The 18,015-nt window shown below is 70.2% G+C and carries 15 protein-coding genes; 7 read left to right on the forward strand and 8 right to left on the reverse strand.

Annotated elements, in window-relative coordinates; translation table 11 throughout:
• Positions 1–51: 51 nt before the first annotated feature.
• Positions 52–894: an aldo/keto reductase gene (locus tag ACH34R_RS23045; protein WP_397563562.1), complete on the reverse strand. Its 843-nt coding sequence runs from the start codon at positions 892–894 to the stop codon at positions 52–54.
• Between the two features lie 708 nt (positions 895–1,602).
• Between ACH34R_RS23045 and ACH34R_RS23050 the strand changes: the two genes are divergently transcribed.
• Positions 1,603–4,743 carry a S8 family serine peptidase gene (locus ACH34R_RS23050; protein WP_397563563.1) on the forward strand — a complete coding sequence of 1,047 codons (3,141 nt, stop codon included), beginning with the start codon at positions 1,603–1,605 and terminating at the stop codon, positions 4,741–4,743.
• 55 nt (positions 4,744–4,798) lie between these two features.
• Here the strand turns inward: ACH34R_RS23050 and ACH34R_RS23055 are convergent, their stop codons facing one another.
• From ACH34R_RS23055 to ACH34R_RS23065, 3 genes are all read right to left on the reverse strand, one after another.
• Positions 4,799–5,968, reverse strand: a complete 1,170-nt coding sequence (locus ACH34R_RS23055; protein ID WP_397563564.1) for a hypothetical protein — start codon at positions 5,966–5,968, stop codon at positions 4,799–4,801.
• A gap of 149 nt (positions 5,969–6,117) precedes the next feature.
• Entirely contained in the window at positions 6,118–7,290 is a 1,173-nt protein-coding gene (locus tag ACH34R_RS23060) for a hypothetical protein (protein ID WP_397563565.1), read from the reverse strand.
• Between the two features lie 657 nt (positions 7,291–7,947).
• Positions 7,948–9,402: an MFS transporter gene (locus ACH34R_RS23065; protein ID WP_397563566.1), complete on the reverse strand. Its 1,455-nt coding sequence runs from the start codon at positions 9,400–9,402 to the stop codon at positions 7,948–7,950.
• A 93-nt stretch (positions 9,403–9,495) separates the two neighbouring features.
• Here ACH34R_RS23065 and ACH34R_RS23070 point away from each other — a divergent pair, with 93 nt between their 5' ends.
• Complete coding sequence (locus tag ACH34R_RS23070) at positions 9,496–10,017, forward strand: MarR family winged helix-turn-helix transcriptional regulator (RefSeq protein ID WP_397563568.1); 522 nt, start codon at positions 9,496–9,498, stop codon at positions 10,015–10,017.
• 330 nt (positions 10,018–10,347) lie between these two features.
• On the opposite strand, the gene ACH34R_RS23075 is transcribed toward ACH34R_RS23070, so the two are convergent.
• The 3 genes from ACH34R_RS23075 to ACH34R_RS23085 form a co-directional block, all read right to left on the reverse strand.
• Positions 10,348–11,883 (reverse strand): nitrilase-related carbon-nitrogen hydrolase, encoded by a 1,536-nt coding sequence (locus ACH34R_RS23075; protein ID WP_397563569.1) that lies wholly within the window; start codon positions 11,881–11,883, stop codon positions 10,348–10,350.
• A gap of 126 nt (positions 11,884–12,009) precedes the next feature.
• The gene (locus tag ACH34R_RS23080) at positions 12,010–12,597 is read right to left on the reverse strand and encodes an ArsR/SmtB family transcription factor (RefSeq protein WP_397563570.1); all 588 of its coding nucleotides are present in this window, start codon (positions 12,595–12,597) and stop codon (positions 12,010–12,012) included.
• Between the two features lie 52 nt (positions 12,598–12,649).
• A complete protein-coding gene (locus tag ACH34R_RS23085; protein WP_397563571.1) occupies positions 12,650–13,096 on the reverse strand; it encodes a MarR family winged helix-turn-helix transcriptional regulator in 447 nt (148 codons plus the stop codon).
• A gap of 46 nt (positions 13,097–13,142) precedes the next feature.
• Between ACH34R_RS23085 and ACH34R_RS23090 the strand changes: the two genes are divergently transcribed.
• The 4 genes from ACH34R_RS23090 to ACH34R_RS23105 are packed head-to-tail and all read left to right on the forward strand — an operon-like array spanning position 13,143 to position 16,530.
• Entirely contained in the window at positions 13,143–14,408 is a 1,266-nt protein-coding gene (locus ACH34R_RS23090) for a multidrug effflux MFS transporter (RefSeq protein WP_397563572.1), read from the forward strand.
• 54 nt (positions 14,409–14,462) lie between these two features.
• Positions 14,463–14,888, forward strand: coding sequence for a hypothetical protein (locus ACH34R_RS23095; RefSeq protein ID WP_397563573.1), 426 nt, complete (start codon positions 14,463–14,465; stop codon positions 14,886–14,888).
• Entirely contained in the window at positions 14,885–15,274 is a 390-nt protein-coding gene (locus tag ACH34R_RS23100) for a YciI family protein (RefSeq protein ID WP_397563574.1), read from the forward strand. The genes ACH34R_RS23095 and ACH34R_RS23100 overlap by 4 nt, the downstream gene beginning before the upstream one ends.
• Before the next feature lie 2 nt (positions 15,275–15,276).
• Positions 15,277–16,530, forward strand: coding sequence for an RNA polymerase sigma factor (locus ACH34R_RS23105; RefSeq protein WP_397563754.1), 1,254 nt, complete (start codon positions 15,277–15,279; stop codon positions 16,528–16,530).
• Position 16,531: 1 nt separating this feature from the next.
• On the opposite strand, the gene ACH34R_RS23110 is transcribed toward ACH34R_RS23105, so the two are convergent.
• Complete coding sequence (locus tag ACH34R_RS23110) at positions 16,532–17,104, reverse strand: GNAT family N-acetyltransferase (RefSeq protein ID WP_397563576.1); 573 nt, start codon at positions 17,102–17,104, stop codon at positions 16,532–16,534.
• A 149-nt stretch (positions 17,105–17,253) separates the two neighbouring features.
• Here ACH34R_RS23110 and ACH34R_RS23115 point away from each other — a divergent pair, with 149 nt between their 5' ends.
• Positions 17,254–18,003, forward strand: coding sequence for an SDR family oxidoreductase (locus ACH34R_RS23115; protein WP_397563577.1), 750 nt, complete (start codon positions 17,254–17,256; stop codon positions 18,001–18,003).
• Positions 18,004–18,015: the final 12 nt, after the last annotated feature.

The raw sequence follows: 18,015 nt of genomic DNA on the forward strand, positions 1-18,015 counted from the left end.
GGCGGCGGCCATGCACCGGGCCGCCGCCGAGGGGTTCGCCGTGACCGGCGGTCAGCCGAGCTTGGCCAGCCGGCCGAACTGCTCGTCGCTCAGCCGTACCTCGGCCGCGCCCATGTTCTCCTCCAGGTGCGCGATGGACGAGGTGCCCGGGATCGGGCACATGATCGGCGAACGGTGCAGCAGCCAGGCCAGCGACACCTGCACCGGCGTCGCGCCGACCTCGGCCGCGACCTCCGCGAGCGGGCCGGTGCGGGCGGCGTGCGCGCCGGAGGCGACCGGCTCCCAGGGCACGAACATCAGACCTTCGCGCGTGCAGTAGTCCACGACGTCCTCGTCCGTGCGCGCGCGCACGTTGTAGCGGTTCTGGACGCCGACGATCTCGACCGTCTCGCGCGCCGCCTCGATCTCCGCCACCGACACCTGCGACAGCCCGACATGCCGGACCTTCCCCTCGGCCCGCAGCCGCGCCAGCACCCCGAACTGGTCGGCGGCCGGGACCTGCGGGTCGATGCGGTGCAGCCAGAACAGGTCGATGGCCGGCAGGCGCAGCCGCCGCAGGCTCAGCTCCACCTGCTGGCGCAGGTACTCCGGCCGCCCGAGCGGCAGCCACTCCCGGGGCGAGGGCCGGGACTGCCCCGCCTTGGTGCCGATCAGCAGCCCGTCCGGGTACGGGTGCAGCGCGCGGGCCAGCATCTCCTCGCTGGTGCCCGGCCCGTAGGAGTCGGCGGTGTCGATGTGGTTCACGCCCAGCTCGACCGCCCGCCTGGCCAGCGCCAGCGCCGCCTCCTCATCGGCGGGCGGCCCCCAGGAGTGCGGGCCGGTCAGGTGCATCGCGCCGAAGCCCAGCCGGTTGATCTCCAGGCCGTCCCCGATGATGATCGTGCGCGGTGTCATGTCAGGTCCATTCTTCACGGGTGCGTCTCTTCGGTATGCGTGCTGACCCGATCATGCACGGTCCGTCGGCGCGCTCGCATGGAATCGGGCACACCCAACACGCGGAATCGGCCGCGCCCCGGCTCTGCGAGCAGTGCCCTCGGGGCTCCTTGCCCGGTGTGGAGGGCGGCCCGTGCCCGTATCGCGTCTCGCCTATCGCCGGAATTGGCGGCGGCCGTGACACGATGGGCCCCGAATAATGATGCTCTCCGTGATTTTACAGTTGTAAAAAGCGGTGGTGGGCGGCCATGCCGTGGCTCCTTGACATATCCCGGTATGGAGATCCGGCCGCATGGTCATGACGATTGGGGTGTTTTGTGCTAGGAGTGGAAGGTCGCCTTATGAATTAGGCGACGATGAGCCGACAGGAGGACCTGTGTCGCACCCCCCACAGAACCAGGTCTCGGCAGCGAGCGTGTTCAAGCCGCCGATTCCTTGCCCGACGCGCGACCTCGGAGCGCGCCGATGATACGGAAAACGATCACCGCGACAATCGGCCTGGTCACCGCGGTCGGACTCGGCTTACCGCCGGGCTCGGCGAACGCGGCCCCGACACCGAACGCCATCAATCGCGCACCCGGCGATTCCACCCGAGCACCCGTTCAACCGCCCGCCGCCCTGAAAGCCGGGGCACAGAAATCCGCGCCGCGCCCCGCTTTGGTCACGCTGGTGACCGGCGACCGGGTCAAGCTGTACGCGCAGCGTGAATCGGGTTCCAGCTACGAGATCGAGCCCGGCCCGGGCCGGGACAAAGTGCGATTCACCGTCCGTGAATTCGACGGTCACCTGAGCGTTTTCCCGGACGACGCGCTGCCGCTCGTCGGGCGCGGGCTTGTGGACAAGCGGTTGTTCGACGTCACCCAGCTCGTGGCGTGGGACTACGACGACGCGCACAGCGCCCAGGTACCGCTGATCGTGCGGTCGTCCGCCGCGCCGAGGCTCGCCGCGAAGGCGGCCAAGGGCGGCTGGCACAGCGACGCGCTCGACCTTTCCACGCTGGAGGTCACCAAGAACGGCGCGGGGCAGGCGTGGAAGGAGCTGACGGCGGGCGCGTCCGCCCGCTCGCTGGCCGGGGGCGTCAGCAAGATCTGGCTGGACGGCAAACGCGAGCCGCTGCTCCACCAGAGCACCAAGCAGATCGGCGCACCCGCCGCCTGGAAGCGGGGCCTGACCGGCAAAGGCGTCAAGGTGGCCGTGCTCGACAGCGGCTACGACTACCAGCATCCGGGCATCGCGGACGCCGTCACCGATTCGGCGAACTTCTCCTTGGACCCCAATCTCTGGGACATGATGGGGCACGGCACCGCCCTGGCCTCGATCGTCGCCGGGTCCGGGAAGGGCGTGGACGGCGACAAGTACCGAGGAGTGGCCCCCGGGGCCGAACTGGCCATCGGGAAGGTGTCCAGCGGCTCGGTCGAGTACCGCGACTCGGCCATCCTCAAAGGGATGGAATGGGCGGCCGGCGATGCCAAGGCCAAGGTGGCCCTGCTTTCCATCGGCACGTCCCTCGACAGCCAGGAGCCGGACCCGCTTGAGGAGGCGGTCAACACCCTCACCGAGCTGTACGGCACGCTGTTCGTCGTCGCCGCAGGCAACGACGGTCCGGGCAAGGCCACGCTCAACCGGCCTGGCACCGCGGACGCCGCGCTCACCGTCGGCGCGGTGAACAAGAGCGACATGGTCGCCGACTTCTCCGGCCGGGGGCCGCGTACCGGCGACCACGCCGTGAAGCCGGACATCACCGCGCCCGGGGTGGCGATCACCGCGGGCACGGTCACCGGGTGGGGCCAGGACGGCCCCTACATCGCGCAGAACGGCACGTCGATGGCCGCGGCGCACGCCGCGGGCGCGGCGGCGCTGCTCGCCGAGGCACATCCGGACTGGACGGCGGAGCAATTGAAGGGCGCCCTGATCGGGACCGCCGCCTACCACCCGGAGTTCGGCGCCTACGAGCAGGGCGGCGGGCGCGTGGACGTGGACAAGGCGACGGCGACGCCGTTGACGGCCACCCCCGGCAACCTGTGGACGACCCTGCCGCACGGCGAGGACGCCCTGACGGAGAAGACGGTCACCTACACGAATACGAGCGACAAGACCCTCTTCCTCGACCTTCGCGTGGAGAGCGCACAACCCGGCCTCGACCTGCCCAGCGGGCTGCTGAAGCTGTCCACCCAGCGGGTGAAGGTGCCCGCGCACGGGACGGCGTCGGTGAAGCTGGCCATGAACCGCGAGAAGGTCGAACCCGGCGAGTACCCCGGCGTCCTCGTCGCGTCGGCCGGCCAGGACATGCTGCTGCGGACCCTCGCCGGGACGTACGTCGAGCCCGAATCGTACGACGTCACCTTCAAGGCGATCGACAGGGACGGTGATCCCTCCGACGCGGCCGTCGCCCTGGTGTACGACCTGGAGCGGAACTGGCTGGAGAGCGTGCCCCTCTACCAGGGGACCGGTAGCGTCCGGCTGCCCGCCGGAGACTGGACGGTGCAGGGGACCATCGGGTCCGAGGCCGTGAAGAACTACGAGAGCATTCTCGTCCACAGGTCGATCCGGGTGGACGCCGATCACCGTGAGGTGGTCATGGACGGACGGCAGGGTGAGAAGGTCACCGTGACCTTGGACGATCCCGACGCCATTCAGCAACCGGTGGCGGTCGAGTCCATCAGCCACGTGGGCGCGGGCCGGGAGTTCAGGTTGACGCGGCACGATCGGTTCGGGTCGGACGCGGGCATCTTCGTCATCCCCGTACGCGTGGAAGGGGCGAGCTACCGGTTCCACAACGCCTGGTTCAAGAAAGCCGCGGACGGGGACGTCCGATACGACCTGCTCAAGGAACACCAGGGCGGCCTGCCCGACCGGCCGGTCTACGACTTCGCGGTCAAGGATCTGGCGAAGATCACTATGGTGACCCGGGGAGCGGGCGTGGCGACCGGGGGCGGCGTCGTGGCCAGGCCCTCGGGCTCGTACTCCTTCGCGTCACCGGCGCGGTTCCCGGGCAAGGTGATCAACTACCGGACGATCATACCCGGGCTCACCTGGGACACCACGCTGAGCCCCGGGACGGGACACAGCATGACGAGTCTGGGCCAGTACGTTATCGACAAGTCCATCACCGAGGTCTGGAACCGTGCCATCTATGGGCCAGGCGAGGCGTACAGGTACGACTACGGCCTGGTCAGGACCGGTAACGAGTTCAGATTCACCGGCGGCAGGCAGTATTCCGACTCCGAGCGCTACCGGATCGGCGTGGACATGTCGACCCAGGGCGAGGCGACGCTCTCCTCCGGCGGCAAGGTCCTCGAACACGTCGAGTGCGTGTCACCGAGGGGCGGTCTCGCGTGCGGGCTTGAGGCGACACTGCCCGAGGAGCCCGGGGTCTACACCGTGAAGGAGGTCAGCACCCGTAACGTGCTGTTCTCCAAGCTCGGGACGCGGGTGGAGACAAGCTGGACGTTCCCATCGTCGAGCACCTGGACGGCCACACCCATCCCCCGGCTGTCCGCGCGAATCGTCCCGGTGGGGCTGGACGAACTCAACCAGGCCAAGCGCACGGTGAGCACTTCGGCCGGCATCACCATCGACTGCATCATGTGCAATGCCCCCTACTGGATCAAGCGCCTCAACCTGGAAGTGTCGTACGACGACGGCGCGACCTGGCAGCAGGTGCCCGTCCGGGGCATCAGGTCGGACTTCTCGGCCGTTATCAAGCCGGCCGGCAAGGGGGACTTCGCGTCCCTCCGCCTGACGGCGATCGGGTACAACGATCTGCACTTGACCCAGACGGTCATCCGCGCGTACGGACTCAAGGACTGAACGAGCGTCCCCGCCCCGGACATCACCGGGGCGGGGACGCTTCATCCGCGGGAGGTCACTTCACCAGCACGCTGACACCGAAGTCGGTGATGGCGCTGGATATCGGCTGGAACAGCACATTCGACCCGTTGACGGCGGTGAAGGAGCCCTTGGCGGCCGCCTTGCTCCCTTGCAGCCCATAGACGGGACCGCCACTGAAGCTCGCAGCGTGGGACGCCAGGCCGTTGAGCGAGGCGGCTTCGAGCAGGTTGGTGACGGTCACCAGGTCGCCGAGGTAGTCCCGGATCACAACGGAGCGGACGACGCCTGTCACCTGGAAGTCGGAGAACTGGCCGTGGGTGGCGCCGTAGGACTTGACGACTTCGCCGGCGTAGGCGTAATCCCAGCCGCCGACCGGCAGCGGGGGAAGAAGTCCCCGGTCGATGTATCCCTCGGCGTCGGCGGAGATCAGCAGCAGATCGTGTCCGGCGTTCTTCTCGGAGGCGACGCCGACCGGCTGGCCGAACTGCTCGAACTCGTCGCCGACCCCGCCGCAGTGCCCGGCGGTCAGCAGGAAGGTCTGAGCGTTCTTGCCGACGGCGAATCCACTGGTGCATTCCACGCCGTGGGTCGCGTTGGTGAGGGACTGCGCGGCGTGGAAGGGCGGTGCGAGGGACGGGCCCGAGGTCAGGGTGGGAACGTCGCGCTCCTCGATCGTGTACGGCACGTTCACCGGCGGTAGGCCGAGGTTGTTCCGGTCGGCGTTCTTGCGGATGAGCACGATCAGGCCGCTGGAGTCGGGGGCGACGCCCACCCCGATGACCGGCCCGGTCATGTTCGCCTGGATGTGCCGGCCGATGATGTCGGCCTGGCTCCTCAGCTCGGCCTGCGAGTAGGCGGCGGGCCGGATCTCGACCGGGGCGTGTTCGCGTGCCTCGGCCAGCGCAGGGTTCAGGGACGCGGGCGGGGTGCCCTTCCAGAACAGGTGCAGGGCGGTGTCGGTCACGACGATGTTGCCGTAGCCGCTGTTCGCGCCGTTCTCCACGGCGGTGCGGATGATCCGGGCGGCCTTCAGCACGCCCTGGCGGTCCGCGGCGCTCTTGGCCGGCCGCGGAATCTGGTAGGTGATCCTGTGCGCGCCGGGTTCGGGGTCCGGGACCGGGCTCGCCATCGCGCCGGTGGCGGACAGGGTGAGTCCGGCGGTACCGGCCAGCGCGATGACCGCGAAAGTAAGTCTGTTGCGCACCGGAGTTTCCTTTCGGAAAAGGAGTGGGGGGAATTGAAAGGTCCCCGGCGAGCGGAGAGGCTACCCGCCGGGGAGGGTGACTGGGATCAGCCGGTCATTGGAATGGTGTTATGCGATTACCTTCTTCAGCGTTGTGCGCGGATGAACGGTCAGTTCACCAGCGGGGAGATGCCGAAGTCGACGATCGCGTTGGTGAACGGCGCGAAGAACAGCCGGGTTCCGCTGACCGCGGAAGCCGAGCCCTTGGCGGCCGCCTTCACACCGTAGTCGGCGAAGATGGGCGCGCCACTGTCGCCACCGGTCGCCGGGGGCAGACCGTTGACCTGAACGGTCTCGATCTGGTCGGTGATGGTGGTGAGGACACCGAAGGTGTCCTGGACCGTCAGGGTGTAGACGTAGCCGGTCACCTGCAGGTTGGGAACGGTGCCGCTGCCCGAGCCGGAGGACTTCACGAACTCACCGACGTAGACGTAGTCCCAGCCCGCGACGGCCCGCTTGTTGTTGGTCGTGGGGGGACCGTCGTAGATGTTCCCGGCCGAGGGGGCCTGGATCAGCAGCAGGTCGTGCGACTGGTGCTCCTGGGTCGCCGAGCCCACCGTGGTGGTGCCGTTTCTGAACTGGTTGCCGACGTTGCCGCAGTGTCCGGCGGTCAGCAGGTAGGTCTGGCCGTTCTTGGTCACCGGGAACCCGCTGGTGCAGGTGTACTGCGCGCCGGGGGCCGTGTTGTTGAGGACGTGGCCGCCCGAGAACGGGGCCGTGTCAGCCTGACGCGAGGTCAGCTCCGGCACGGCGCTCTTCTCGGTCGTGTATTCCACGCTCACCGACGGGATGCCGAGGTTGCCCGGGTTGGCGTTCTCCCGGATGAGCAGGATGAGGCCACTCGCGTCCGGAGCGAACCGCACCCCGATGACCGGGCCTTCGAGGTCGTTCTTGACGTCCTGCGCGATGACCTCGGCCTGGCTCCTCAGCTCGGCGTCGGAGTAGTCGGCGGGCAGGACCTCGACCGGCGCGTGGTCCCGCGCCGAGGCGAGGTACGGGTTCAGGCTGAGGGGCGTCTGGCCCTTCCAGAAGAGGTGAACGCCGTCGCCGCTCACGACAATGCTGCCGTAACCGGAGTTGATGCCGTCCTCCACGGCGCCGCGAATGATCTTCGCGGCCTTCTGGACGGCCTCGGGGTCGACGGCGCTCTTCGCCTGGCCCGAAATCTGATAGGTGGACGCCGGCGTGTTCCCGCCGGCCTGGAGGGTTTGTGCCTGGCTGGCCGTCGCACCGGCCACCGGCAGGGTGAGCCCGGCGGCTGCGGCGAACGCGACTAAGGTCAAAGACAGTCTCTTACGCACCGAGTAGTCCTTTCGGATTCTCACATGGGCGTATTACCCGTGTAACGGATCCCTGCCTCTCTGAAACGCCGGTGCCATGAAGGGCACGCAAAGGCAGGGCGAACGACGGTTACTAGATGACCACTCCCCGATATGACCGTTCGGCCTAATGGCTGCTGTCCCGGATCAGACAGTACATAGACACGGCGCAATCTTCAAACAAGTTCGGGCGGCGGCCTTTCTGGCTTTCTTTATCGGCCCCCTGTACCTCTGAATCGATTCATAAGGATATCCCTGTTATGGGAAGTGATCTACTCCAGTAAGGGAAGCCAAACCTTACCTCGATGGTAAGGATCGGTCACCGAGGGAATTTGCGATGACGCGAAGAGTGGGCGCAGGCCGATATCGGCTCGGAGTCAGACATTGAGTTATGACCTTCGTCACATGGCGCTTCAGTACAGGGATTGCGCATTCCGGCGGCGGCTTCGCGGCGTGCGACCGCTCATGCGAATCCGCAGGTAAAAGGGCTGTGGACCGATTGATAAAACGGTCCACATTGTCGGTGCAACGAACATTTGTTGGCCCGGAATCATGATTTACGGCCGACCGCGCAATGAGTCCATTTCGTTATAATGCGCGCGGCGAATCGGCGGAATGTGACTATGGTGTGCGCTGGGAATCTGTGCTCTCCGGGCTTCTCGCCGCGACCGGGCGGGCGGGCATGAGCAGCAGTCCGGCGATCACCGCCGCGACCAGGAGGGCGGTGCTGCCCAGATAGGCGAGGCGGAATCCGCCGGCGGCGGCCTCCTTCGGGCCCGTGCCCGACGCCAGCAGGGCGCCGGTCTGGGCGGCGGCGAGGGTGGCGAGCGCCGCCGTGCCGATCGCGGAGCCGAGTTGCTGGACGGTGTTCAGCAGGCCGGAGGCCACGCCGGTGTGCTCGGGCGTGCCGACGGACATGGCGACCCCCACCAGGGCCGGTACCGCGCCTCCCATGCCGATGCCCGCCAGCAGCAGCGCCGGGAACACGTCGGCGAAGTACTCGCCGTCCACCGGCACGCGCGCCAGCAGCGCCAGGCCCAGCGCGGTGATCGCCAGCCCGGCGGCCAGCACCGGGCGCGCGCCGAACCGGGTGATCAGCCGGGGGCCGAGCCAGAGTGTGACGACGGCGTTCGACAGGGGAGTGGGCACGAAGGCGAAACCGGTCATCAGTGCGTCCAGCCCGAGGACCTGCTGGAGGTACAGCGCAGTGAGGAACTGAAAGCCCATCATCCCGGCCACCGTCAGCACCATGACGACGTTGCCCGCCGCCACCGGCCGGACGCGGAAGAGGCCCAGCGGCAGCAGCGGGGTGGCGGCCTTCGCCTGCCGGAGTACGAACCCGGCCAGCAGGACGGCCGCGAGCAGGAACAGCGACCAGCGCCCGGCCGCCGGGCCGGTGTCGACGATCACATAGACCAGCAGCATCGCCCCCGCGGTGACCAGGACCGCGCCCAGGACATCGACGCCGGCCCGCAGGCCCTGGCCGCGGTCACGCTCGACGACCATGAGCGTCGCCGCCACCACCATGATCCCGATGGGGACGTTGACCAGCAGGGTCCAGTTCCAGCTCAGCCTCTGGGTGAGCACGCCCCCGGCCAGCATGCCGATCGAGGCGCCCGCGCCCTGCACGAAGCTGAACACCCCGAGGGCCCGGCCCTGTTCGCGCTGCTCCGGGAACAGCGTCACGATCATGCTGAGCACGACCGACGAGGCCAGCGCCGCGCCCGCGCCCTGTAGTGCCCGGAAGGCGATCAGCATGGCCTGGTTCACGGCGAGCCCGCACAGCAGCGACGCGACCGTGAACACGCACAGCCCGATGACGAACATCCGGCGCTTGCCGACCAGGTCGCCGAGCCGTCCGGAGATCAGCAGCAGGCCGCCGAACGGCACCAGATAGGCGTTCACCACCCAGGCCAGGTTCGGTGTGGTGAAGCCCAGGTCGGCCTGGATCGCGGGCAGCGCGACGACCACGATCGTCCCGTCGAGCACCAGCATGAGCATCGCGAGGCAGATCACGACGAGCGCGAGCCAGCGCGACCTGCCCGATACCCGAGACCCCTGTGACGACAGTGTCATGACCACATCCCATCTCTCCAACTGACCGTCAGTAGAACTGACTAACAGCGGGACAGATTAACAGCCGGATCGACGAGGCGCTAACCTCGGGTCATGACACAGCCCGAGCCCGACCCGTTGCCGAGCGGTCTGGGCGACAATCTGGAGTGGCTGATCGCCCAGTGCTTCCGCGCCCACATCGCCGCGCTGGAGCGGGCGATGTCCGGCATTCCGCACGGGCTGCGGGGCTACCAGGTGCTCTGCGCCGCCACCCACGGCAGCGCCCGCAACCAGGCCGAACTGGGCAGGCAGCTCAACATCGACCGCACGAGCATGGTCTACCTGGTGGACGCGCTGGTGACGGCGGGCATGGTGGAGCGGATGACCGATCCCGGCGACCGGCGCAACAACCTGATCTGCCCCACCCCCGAGGGGCGGGCCCGCTTCGCGGAGGCGCAGTCCGCGGTGACGGGCGCCGAGTCGGAGACGCTGGAGCCGCTGGCCGCCGCCGACCAGGACCGCTTCCGCGAACTGCTCCGCACGATCGTCGCCCACCACCTGGCCGCCGGATACGAGACCAACCCCTACGAGGCCGCGATCCGCACGGCGGCCAACGGCAAGGGTGGCGGCCGGTAGCCCCGCTCAGCGGGTCGCGTACCGCAGTTCACGCCCCCCGAAGACCGCCGCCGCCGCGACCCCGGCCGCGAGCACCATCGCCGGACTCGGGCCGCCGGGGCGCATCCCGATGAAGCCGGCCGCCGCCCGCCGCTCACCGCCGCATGAGCCGGTACGTCCGGGAGAGCGTGCCCAGAACCGGCGCCGGCGAGGGGATGAAGCCCCCGCCGGCCGCCCACGCCGCATGGGGACTCACCTCCCGCTTCCGACGCTAGGCCGGCAGGCGCGGCCTCACCTCGGACCCGGCAAGGCCGCCGCCGCGGCGGAACCTTCGATCCGTCCGCCGCGGGGTCAGCGCCGGCGGCGGGCCGCCGCGCCGGTCAGTACGGCCAGGGCGGCGATGGCCAGCCAGGCGAACGTGTCGCCGATCAGGTCGTAGACCGTCACGGCACCCTTGGTCGGCACGTAGGCGATCATGCTGGGCTGGTCGTGCGCGAAGTAGTCCACCGAGGCGAGACCGCGACCGTACGGGTCGATCGTGCCGGACTGGCCGTTGCTGTCCTGGCGGATGACGGTGAAGCCGTGCTCCACCGCCGGCAGCACGTTCTTCTCGGTGTGCGTCCGGCCGTACTCCGGCCAGTCGTTGGAGATGACGAACATCAGGTCGGCGTCCCCGCCTTGGCGCATCAGCGCCGGGAACATCGAGTCGAAGCAGATCACCCCGGCGACCCGCCCATGCGGGGTGTCGATGATCGGCATGCGCCCGTCGCCGGGGATGGTGGTGTCCATGCCCGGCACCGGGTACGCCTTCTCGTACGTCCAGGCGACCTTGCCCTCGGGGGTGAGCAGGACCGATTCGTTGCGGGAGTACGGCGCCTCGGCGGTGACCACCCAGAGCCCCGCCACGATGTAGACGCGCGACTCGGCCGCCACCTTGCCGATCCGGCCGAGCAGCGCGGCGCGGTCGGCGTCCAGCACCGGGGCCGCCGCCTCGGACCAGCTCACGATCTCGGCGCCGGCGCGGGCCTCCCGCTCGGTGGAGGCGAGCAGGTTGTTGTTGACGGCGTCGAACCCGTGGCGCACCTCGGCGGGCTTGGCCTGCGCGGCCTCGTGAAAGCTCTGATAGGTGCCGAACGGCTTCTCGGCCGCCTCGTTCACCGAACGGGCCGGGCTGACCCCCGCCACCCGGACGGTCTCCGGGGCCGTCGCGAAGAACCCCAGCCGCAGCATGCCGCCCGCGAGGACGAGACCCAGCACCACCGCGTAGCAGATCACGGCGGCGCGGACGCGCGCCCAGCGGCCCCGGTGCGCCCAGGCCACCGCGACCACCGCGGCGAACCACGCCATCACGAAGCTGATGCCGTAGCCGCCGGTGACCGAGGCGAGCTGGACCAGCGGCAGGTTCGCGTGCTGGGTGGGCGCGAAGGTGCTGAGCACCGTCCCGATGGACGTCGCCGACGCCAGCGCGTACTCCACGGCGACCACGGCCGCCGGGAAGACCAGCGTGGTCAGCAGCGGGCCGCGCAGCCGCGCGGCGGCGAACCGGTGCAACAGGTACGGCACGACGTGCAGCACGCCCAGCACCAGGCACAGTCCGGACAGCGGCGCGAACACCGGCAGCCCGGCCTTGACCAGGAGGGCCAGCGCGGCGATCGAGGTGACCGCCCAGGTGCCGAGCGCGGCCGGGAGCCACCGCCCGGACGCGCCGAAGTGCAGCAGGAAGATCGGGTACAACCAGGCGGCGAGCGGGAGGTCCCACTGGCCGTGGACGGCGGCGACGGCCGCCGCCGCGCCGGCGAGCAGGACCGCCCATTTGCGCCGTCGGGCGCCGGGCGGGTCGGTGGCCGGTGCCTCGGCCGCCGGTGCGAAGTTGTCTGTGCGCAGCATCGCTGCTTACCCTTTCGCTGGGAGACGCGTCTTGTGAGAGCACGCCGAGAGGCGTGGTGATGCACATCCCGTGGCCGCCGAGTTGCCGCTCGGCGGCCACAGTCGTTGTTCCGTCCCTTTTTCGGGCTAGGTGTCCTCCGGGACGTCGGGGAAGGCGACGAAGTACGTCATCACCTCCCGCGCGTCGGACACCTCCTCGCCCTCCTTGCCCTCCTCGCCTTCGTCGCGCTCGTCGCCGGGGGCGGCGTACTTGTTGAGCAGATCGAGGTATTCCAGGAAGAACCGTTCGAGCTGGGCCAGGGTGACCCTGATGGTGCCCCGGGAGTAGGGCTCGGCGTCACGCCAGTCGCCGAGCCGGTCGCGGGCCCGCTGGAATCGCTCGTGCGCCTCGGCGTACTCCGACGACCACAGCCGGTTCAGCCAGTCGAGTGCCTCCCGGCTCTCGGTGTCCTGTTCGCTGTAGCGCGGGAACCGCAGATCCCGCCTGGTGGCCCGCCACCAGCGCTCCCGCCCCGACGTGCGCCCCGGCACCTCCTCGACGAACCCGTTGTCGGCCAGGACGCGCAGGTTGTAGCTGGTGCCCCCGGTGGTCACCCCCAGCTCCTTGGCCAGGCTTGTGGACGTGGCCTCGCCCCGCTCCAGGCAGTGCAGAATGCGCTGCCGCAACGGATTGGCCAGCGCCTTCAGTGCCGCCGGGTCGGCGATCTCGTCCACAACCACACGATAAGTCATGCACGACTAGTCGTGCAATCCTTGCCGACGGGCGTCATGCGAGTTCGCGGACGGCGGCCTGGAGGGCCTGCAAGGAGGGGATCGCGGCCAGGACGGCGGCGCGATCGGCGGCGGGCAGGGCCGCGAGGGCCTGGTCCAGGAGGGCGGCCCGGGCACGTTCCACGCCGTGGACGTCGCGGATCGCCCGAGCGGTGGGCAGTACGCGGGTGGCCCGCCGGTCCGCCGGGTCGGTCTCGCGGACGACCAGGCCCCCGGCGGCCAGCCGGCGCAGCGCCGCGCTGACGTTGCTCGGCTTGATCCGCAGCTCGGCGGCGAGCCGGCCCGGGCTCATGCCCGGCCGGTGGACGACCAGTTTGATGATGTCGACCTCGGTCTCCGGCAGCGGCGCGACGCCCGCGACGCGCCGCCCCGTGCGCATGAGGTCGCGGGTGAGGTCGCGCAGCGCCGACCCGAGTATCAGCAGGTCGGAATTTCGCTCCACACCCTCGTTGCTACCATAATTTTACTTATGCCCGCATAATTATCGGGTGAGGGAGTCCACTCACGTGCCGCGTTCCGCGACGTCCCCCGGTGTGTCGGGCGTCCTCCTGCTCGTCCTGGCGCTGCTGTCCACGATGGCGCCGTTCGCGATCGACATCTATCTGCCCGCGTTCACCAGGATGGCCGCCGACCTCGGTACCAGCGCCTCGGCCGTACAGCTCACGCTGACCACCTGCCTCATCGGCCTGGCCACCGGGCAACTGGTGATCGGCCCGCTGTCGGACCGGTTCGGCCGGCGCGGGCCGCTGCTGGTCGCGGCCGTCGTGGCCGTGCTCGCCGGACTGGCCTGCGCCCTCGCGCCGAACGTGTGGGTGCTCATCGCGGCGCGCTTCGTCCAGGGCTTCGCCGGTTCGGCCGGCCTGGTCATCGCCCGTGCGATCGTCGCCGACCGCACCGGCGGCACGGCCGCCGCCAAGATCTTCTCCCTGCTGGGCAGCATCGGCGGGGTCGCCCCGGTCGTCGCCCCGCTGGTCGGCGGCCTGCTGGTGCCGCTCGGGTGGCGCAGCGCCTTCTGGGCGCTCACCGGCATCAGCGTGGCCATGCTGCTCGGCGCGCTGCTCGCAGTGCCCGAGTCGCTGCCGCCGGAACGCCGGCACACCGGCGGCATGGCGGCGACCGGCCGCACCATCCGGCGGCTGTTCACCGACCGGGGCTACCTCGGCTACACCCTCGCCCTAGCGCTCGGCTTCGCGGGCATGATGGGGTACATCTCCGCCTCGCCGTTCGTCCTGCAGAACGTGCTCGGGCTGTCCACCACGGCCTACACGATCGCCTTCGCGGTGAACTCCTTCGGAATGATCGTCGCGGGCCTGATCAGCTCCCGCCTGGTCGGCCGGCTGCGCGCCGAGACGCTGCTCACCGCCGGGCAGTGCGTCGTCTGCGCGCTGTCGGTCGTACTTCTGGCGATGCTCATCCTGCGCCTGCCCGCGGCGGCCGTGCTGCCGGTGCTGTTCGTGCTGGTCTCCTGCACGACCTTCATCATGGGCAACGGCACGGCGCTGGCCATCGGCCGGGTGCCGTGGGCCGCGGGCACCGCCGCCGCGGGCATCGGGGCGCTCCAGTTCGCGTCCGGCGCGATCGTGTCCCCGCTGGTGGGCATCGCGGGCGAGGACACCGGGCTGCCGATGGGCGTCACGCTGGTGCTGACCGCCGTCCTCGGCCTGGCCGCCCGCCTGCTGGGCCGGGGCCTGCCTCCCATCGGCCGCGAAGAAGATTCCGATGAAGTCGTCGAGAAGGTGTCGAGAGGGTCCTGAGGTCTCCGACAGAGGGGGTGAAGGCACGAAGAGCACCCCCCGAAGGAGAGCACCATGAGCACCGCGACCACCACCGCGAACGCCCTGCACAGCCTGGAGCCCCTGGTCGGCACCTGGATCATCGACGGGCCCGGCCTGTCCGGCACCGCCCGCTACGAGTGGATGGACGGCGGCGGCTTCCTGGTGCAGCACGTCGAGCTGGTCAGCGACGGCGAGATCACCCGCGGGGTCGAGTACATCGGCCTGCACGCCGAAAGCGGCGAACTGCGTTCGCACTTCTTCGGGGCCAAAGGGGAGATCCTGGAGTACATTTACGAATTCACCGGCGATACCTTGACGATCTGGTACGGCGGCGTCGGCTCGCCGGCGAAGTTCGTCGGCACGTTCGACGCCGGTCGCCGCCGCAACACCGGCGCCTGGCAGTGGCCGGGTGGAGGCTACGAGTCGAACATGACGCGGGTGGAGGAGCCGGCCCGATGAAGTACATGATCATGACCTTCGGCGACGCGTCGGCGTGGGACACGCTCGGCCTCGGCGGCACGGAGGCGACGTGGTCGCAGGAGGAGGTCGCCGCGCACTTCAGCGCCATGTCCGACTTCTACGCCGACCTCGCCGCCTCCGGCGAGATGGTCACCGGGTTCGGGCTGGCCGACCCCTCCCACACCATGACGGTGGAGATCCGCGACGGACGGCCGGTCGCCTCAGACGGGCCGCTCGCCGAGGCCAAGGAGGTGCTGGCCGGGTTCGGGATCATCGACGTGGCCTCGCACGACCGGGCAGTCGAGCTGGCCGCGCGGTTCGCCGCGATCGTGCGGAGCCGGGTGGAACTCCGCCCGATCATGGACGACTCCGGCCGGGAGATGTGACCCTGCCCCGGCCGATCGAGGACCTGCTGCGCGAACTCGCGCCGCGGGTCCTCGCCGCGCTCACCCGCCGCTACGGGCACTTCGACCTGGCCGAGGAAGCGGTCCAGGAGGCGCAGCTCGCCGCCGCGGCCCAGTGGCCGGAGCAGGGCGTACCGGACAATCCGCCCGGCTGGCTGACCACCGTGGCCACCCGCCGCCTGACCGACCTGCTGCGCAGCGAACAGGCCCGCAGGCGGCGGGAGCAGCAGGAGGCGTTCCGCGCGCTGCCCGGCCACCTGCTGGCCCCGGCGGCGGACGAACCCCGCCCGCCCGGCGACCAGGACGACACCCTGCTGCTGCTGTTCCTGTGCTGCCACCCCTCGCTGAACCCGCCCGCGCAGGTCGCGCTCACCCTGCGCGCGGTCGGCGGCCTGACCACCGCCGAGATCGCCCGCGCGCTGCTGCTCCCCGAGGCGACCCTGGCGCAGCGGATCAGCCGGGCCAAGAAACGCGTCCTGGAAGCGGGCGGGCGCTTCCGAATGCCCGGCGACGACGAACGCGCGCGCCGCCTCGACGTGGTGCTGCACGTCGTGTACCTGATCTTCAATGAGGGCTACACGGCCACGGCGGGGGAGTCGTTGTACCGCGGCGACCTGTGCGCCGAGGCGATCCGCCTGGCCCGGATGACGCACCGGCTGCTGCCCGGCGTGCCCGAGGTGAGCGGGCTGCTGGCCGAACTCCTGCTCACCGACGCCCGCCGCGCGGCCCGTACCGGCCCGGACGGCGAACTGATCCCGCTCGCCGAACAGGACCGCGGCCGGTGGGACCGGGCCATGATCGACGAGGGCATCGCGCTGCTGACCGAGACGCTGCCGCGCCGCCGGCCGGGCCCTTACCAGTTGCAGGCCGCGATCGCCGCCGTACACGCCGAGGCGGCGCGGTTCGAGGACACCGACTGGGCGCAGATCGTCGCGCTGTACCAGGTGCTCGACCGGCTCGGCGACAACCCGGTGGTCACGCTGAACCGCGCGGTGGCGGTGGCGATGCTGAGCGGCCCCGAGGCCGGGCTGGCCCTGCTGGAGACGGTGGCCGGCGACCGGCGGATGGCGGGCCACCACCGGGTCCACGCCGTACGCGGGCACCTGCTCGAACGCGCCGGCGCGCGGGCGACCGCCGCCGAGGAGTACCGTGCCGCGGCCCGGCTCACGACCAGCCTGCCCGAACGCCGCTACCTGCGAGGCCGCGCCGCCCGGCTGGACGTTGCGGACCCGGCCTGAGTCAGGCGCCGGCGGGGCGGGCGGCGAGCCACCGCTCGCGGGTGATCGCGTACTCGACCTCGCCGAGGTCGGTGCCGGGCAGCGGGTCGTCGAAGTCGAGGTGGAAGGTGCGGACGTACTCCATGCCGATGGTGGCCATGGTGGCCCGCGAGGCGGCGTTGACCGCCATCGTCTCGGCGAAGACCCGGGTCAGCCCAAGGTCCTCGAACCCGTGCCGGAGCAGTTCCCTGGCCCCTTCACTGGCCAGCCCCCGCCGCCAGTGGCGGCGCAGCAGCCGGTACCCCAGCTCGGCCTGCCCTTCGATGGGCCCCTGATCGGCGCGGGTGGGCGGCTCCAGAATCCACCACCCGACGAACTCCCCGGCCACGAGGCCGGCCCAGAAACCCAGCCCTGGCACGCGTTCGGCCGCCGCGAGCCGCCGCTTGTGATGGGCCTCGACCTCCTCGCGGTCGCGCGGGTCGTCGAGGTAGCGCATGACCTCGGGATCCGCGTCGAGTTCGACCTCGTGCTCAAGGTGCTCGTCGGAGAGGGGGACCAGCGTGATGCGGGCGGTGTGCAGCGTCGCCTGTGCCATGTGACGCATTCTCGCGTCCGGGTAGATGAAGCGAAAACGAATTTCGCGGCGGCTGTCACAACTGCCGGGGCCGCCCGGTCATAGCCGGCGACCGGGCGGCGAGAGGCGCCCCAGGGACGGAATCTGAACCAGAACGGGAAGGACGCGCCATGAAGATCGTGGTAATCGGCGGTACCGGCTTGATCGGATCGAAGCTGGTGACGCGGCTCGGCGAGCAGGGGCACGAGGCCGTGGCCGCGTCGCCGAACACCGGGGTGAACACCCTCACCGGCGAAGGGCTCGCCGAGGTGCTGACCGGCGCGTCGGTGGTGATCGACGTGTCCAACTCGCCGTCGTTCGAGGACGCCGCCGTGATGGAGTTCTTCGAGACCTCCACCGGCAACCTGCTCACCGCGGAGGCGGCGGCCGGCGTCGGGCACCATGTCGCGCTGTCGGTGGTGGGCACCGAGCGGCTGCCCGCCAGCGGATACTTCCGGGCGAAGATCGCCCAGGAGCGGCTGATCGAGAAGTCCGGCATTCCGTTCTCGCTGGTCCACGCCACGCAGTTCTTCGAGTTCGTGCGGAGCATCGCCGAGTCGGCCGCGGACGGCGACGCCGTGCGGATCGCGCCGGTGCTCTTCCAGCCCATCGCGGGTGACGACGTCGCCGACGCGGTCGCCGCGGTGGCGGTGGGCACGCCGTCGAACGGCAGGGTCGAGGTGGCCGGGCCGGAGCGGTACCGGATGGACGAGTTCTTCCGCGACGTGCTCGCGAGCTGGGGGGACGCGCGCCAGGTGGTGAGCGATCCGCACGCCCGGTACTTCGGCGCCGAGCTGGCCGAAGATTCGCTGGTACCGGAAGGCGACGGCGCGCGCCTGGGCCGCGTCCGCTACTTCGACTGGCCCGGCGCGCGCAAGTGATCCGTCCGCAGC

The sequence above is a fragment of the Spongiactinospora sp. 9N601 genome, assembly GCF_044326295.1.
GTDB classification, from domain to species: domain Bacteria; phylum Actinomycetota; class Actinomycetes; order Streptosporangiales; family Streptosporangiaceae; genus Spongiactinospora; species Spongiactinospora gelatinilytica.

What these genes read in the sequence shown, in the direction of transcription:
- ACH34R_RS23045 (WP_397563562.1), bottom strand. Translation starts at nt 894, where the DNA reads ATGACACCGCGCACGATCATCATCGGGGACGGCCTGGAGATCAACCGG.
- ACH34R_RS23075 (WP_397563569.1), bottom strand. Translation starts at nt 11,883, where the DNA reads ATGCTGCGCACAGACAACTTCGCACCGGCGGCCGAGGCACCGGCCACC.
- ACH34R_RS23070 (WP_397563568.1), top strand. Translation starts at nt 9,496, where the DNA reads ATGACACAGCCCGAGCCCGACCCGTTGCCGAGCGGTCTGGGCGACAAT.
- ACH34R_RS23115 (WP_397563577.1), top strand. Translation starts at nt 17,254, where the DNA reads ATGAAGATCGTGGTAATCGGCGGTACCGGCTTGATCGGATCGAAGCTG.
- ACH34R_RS23100 (WP_397563574.1), top strand. Translation starts at nt 14,885, where the DNA reads ATGAAGTACATGATCATGACCTTCGGCGACGCGTCGGCGTGGGACACG.
- ACH34R_RS23110 (WP_397563576.1), bottom strand. Translation starts at nt 17,104, where the DNA reads ATGGCACAGGCGACGCTGCACACCGCCCGCATCACGCTGGTCCCCCTC.
- ACH34R_RS23065 (WP_397563566.1), bottom strand. Translation starts at nt 9,402, where the DNA reads ATGACACTGTCGTCACAGGGGTCTCGGGTATCGGGCAGGTCGCGCTGG.
- ACH34R_RS23095 (WP_397563573.1), top strand. Translation starts at nt 14,463, where the DNA reads ATGAGCACCGCGACCACCACCGCGAACGCCCTGCACAGCCTGGAGCCC.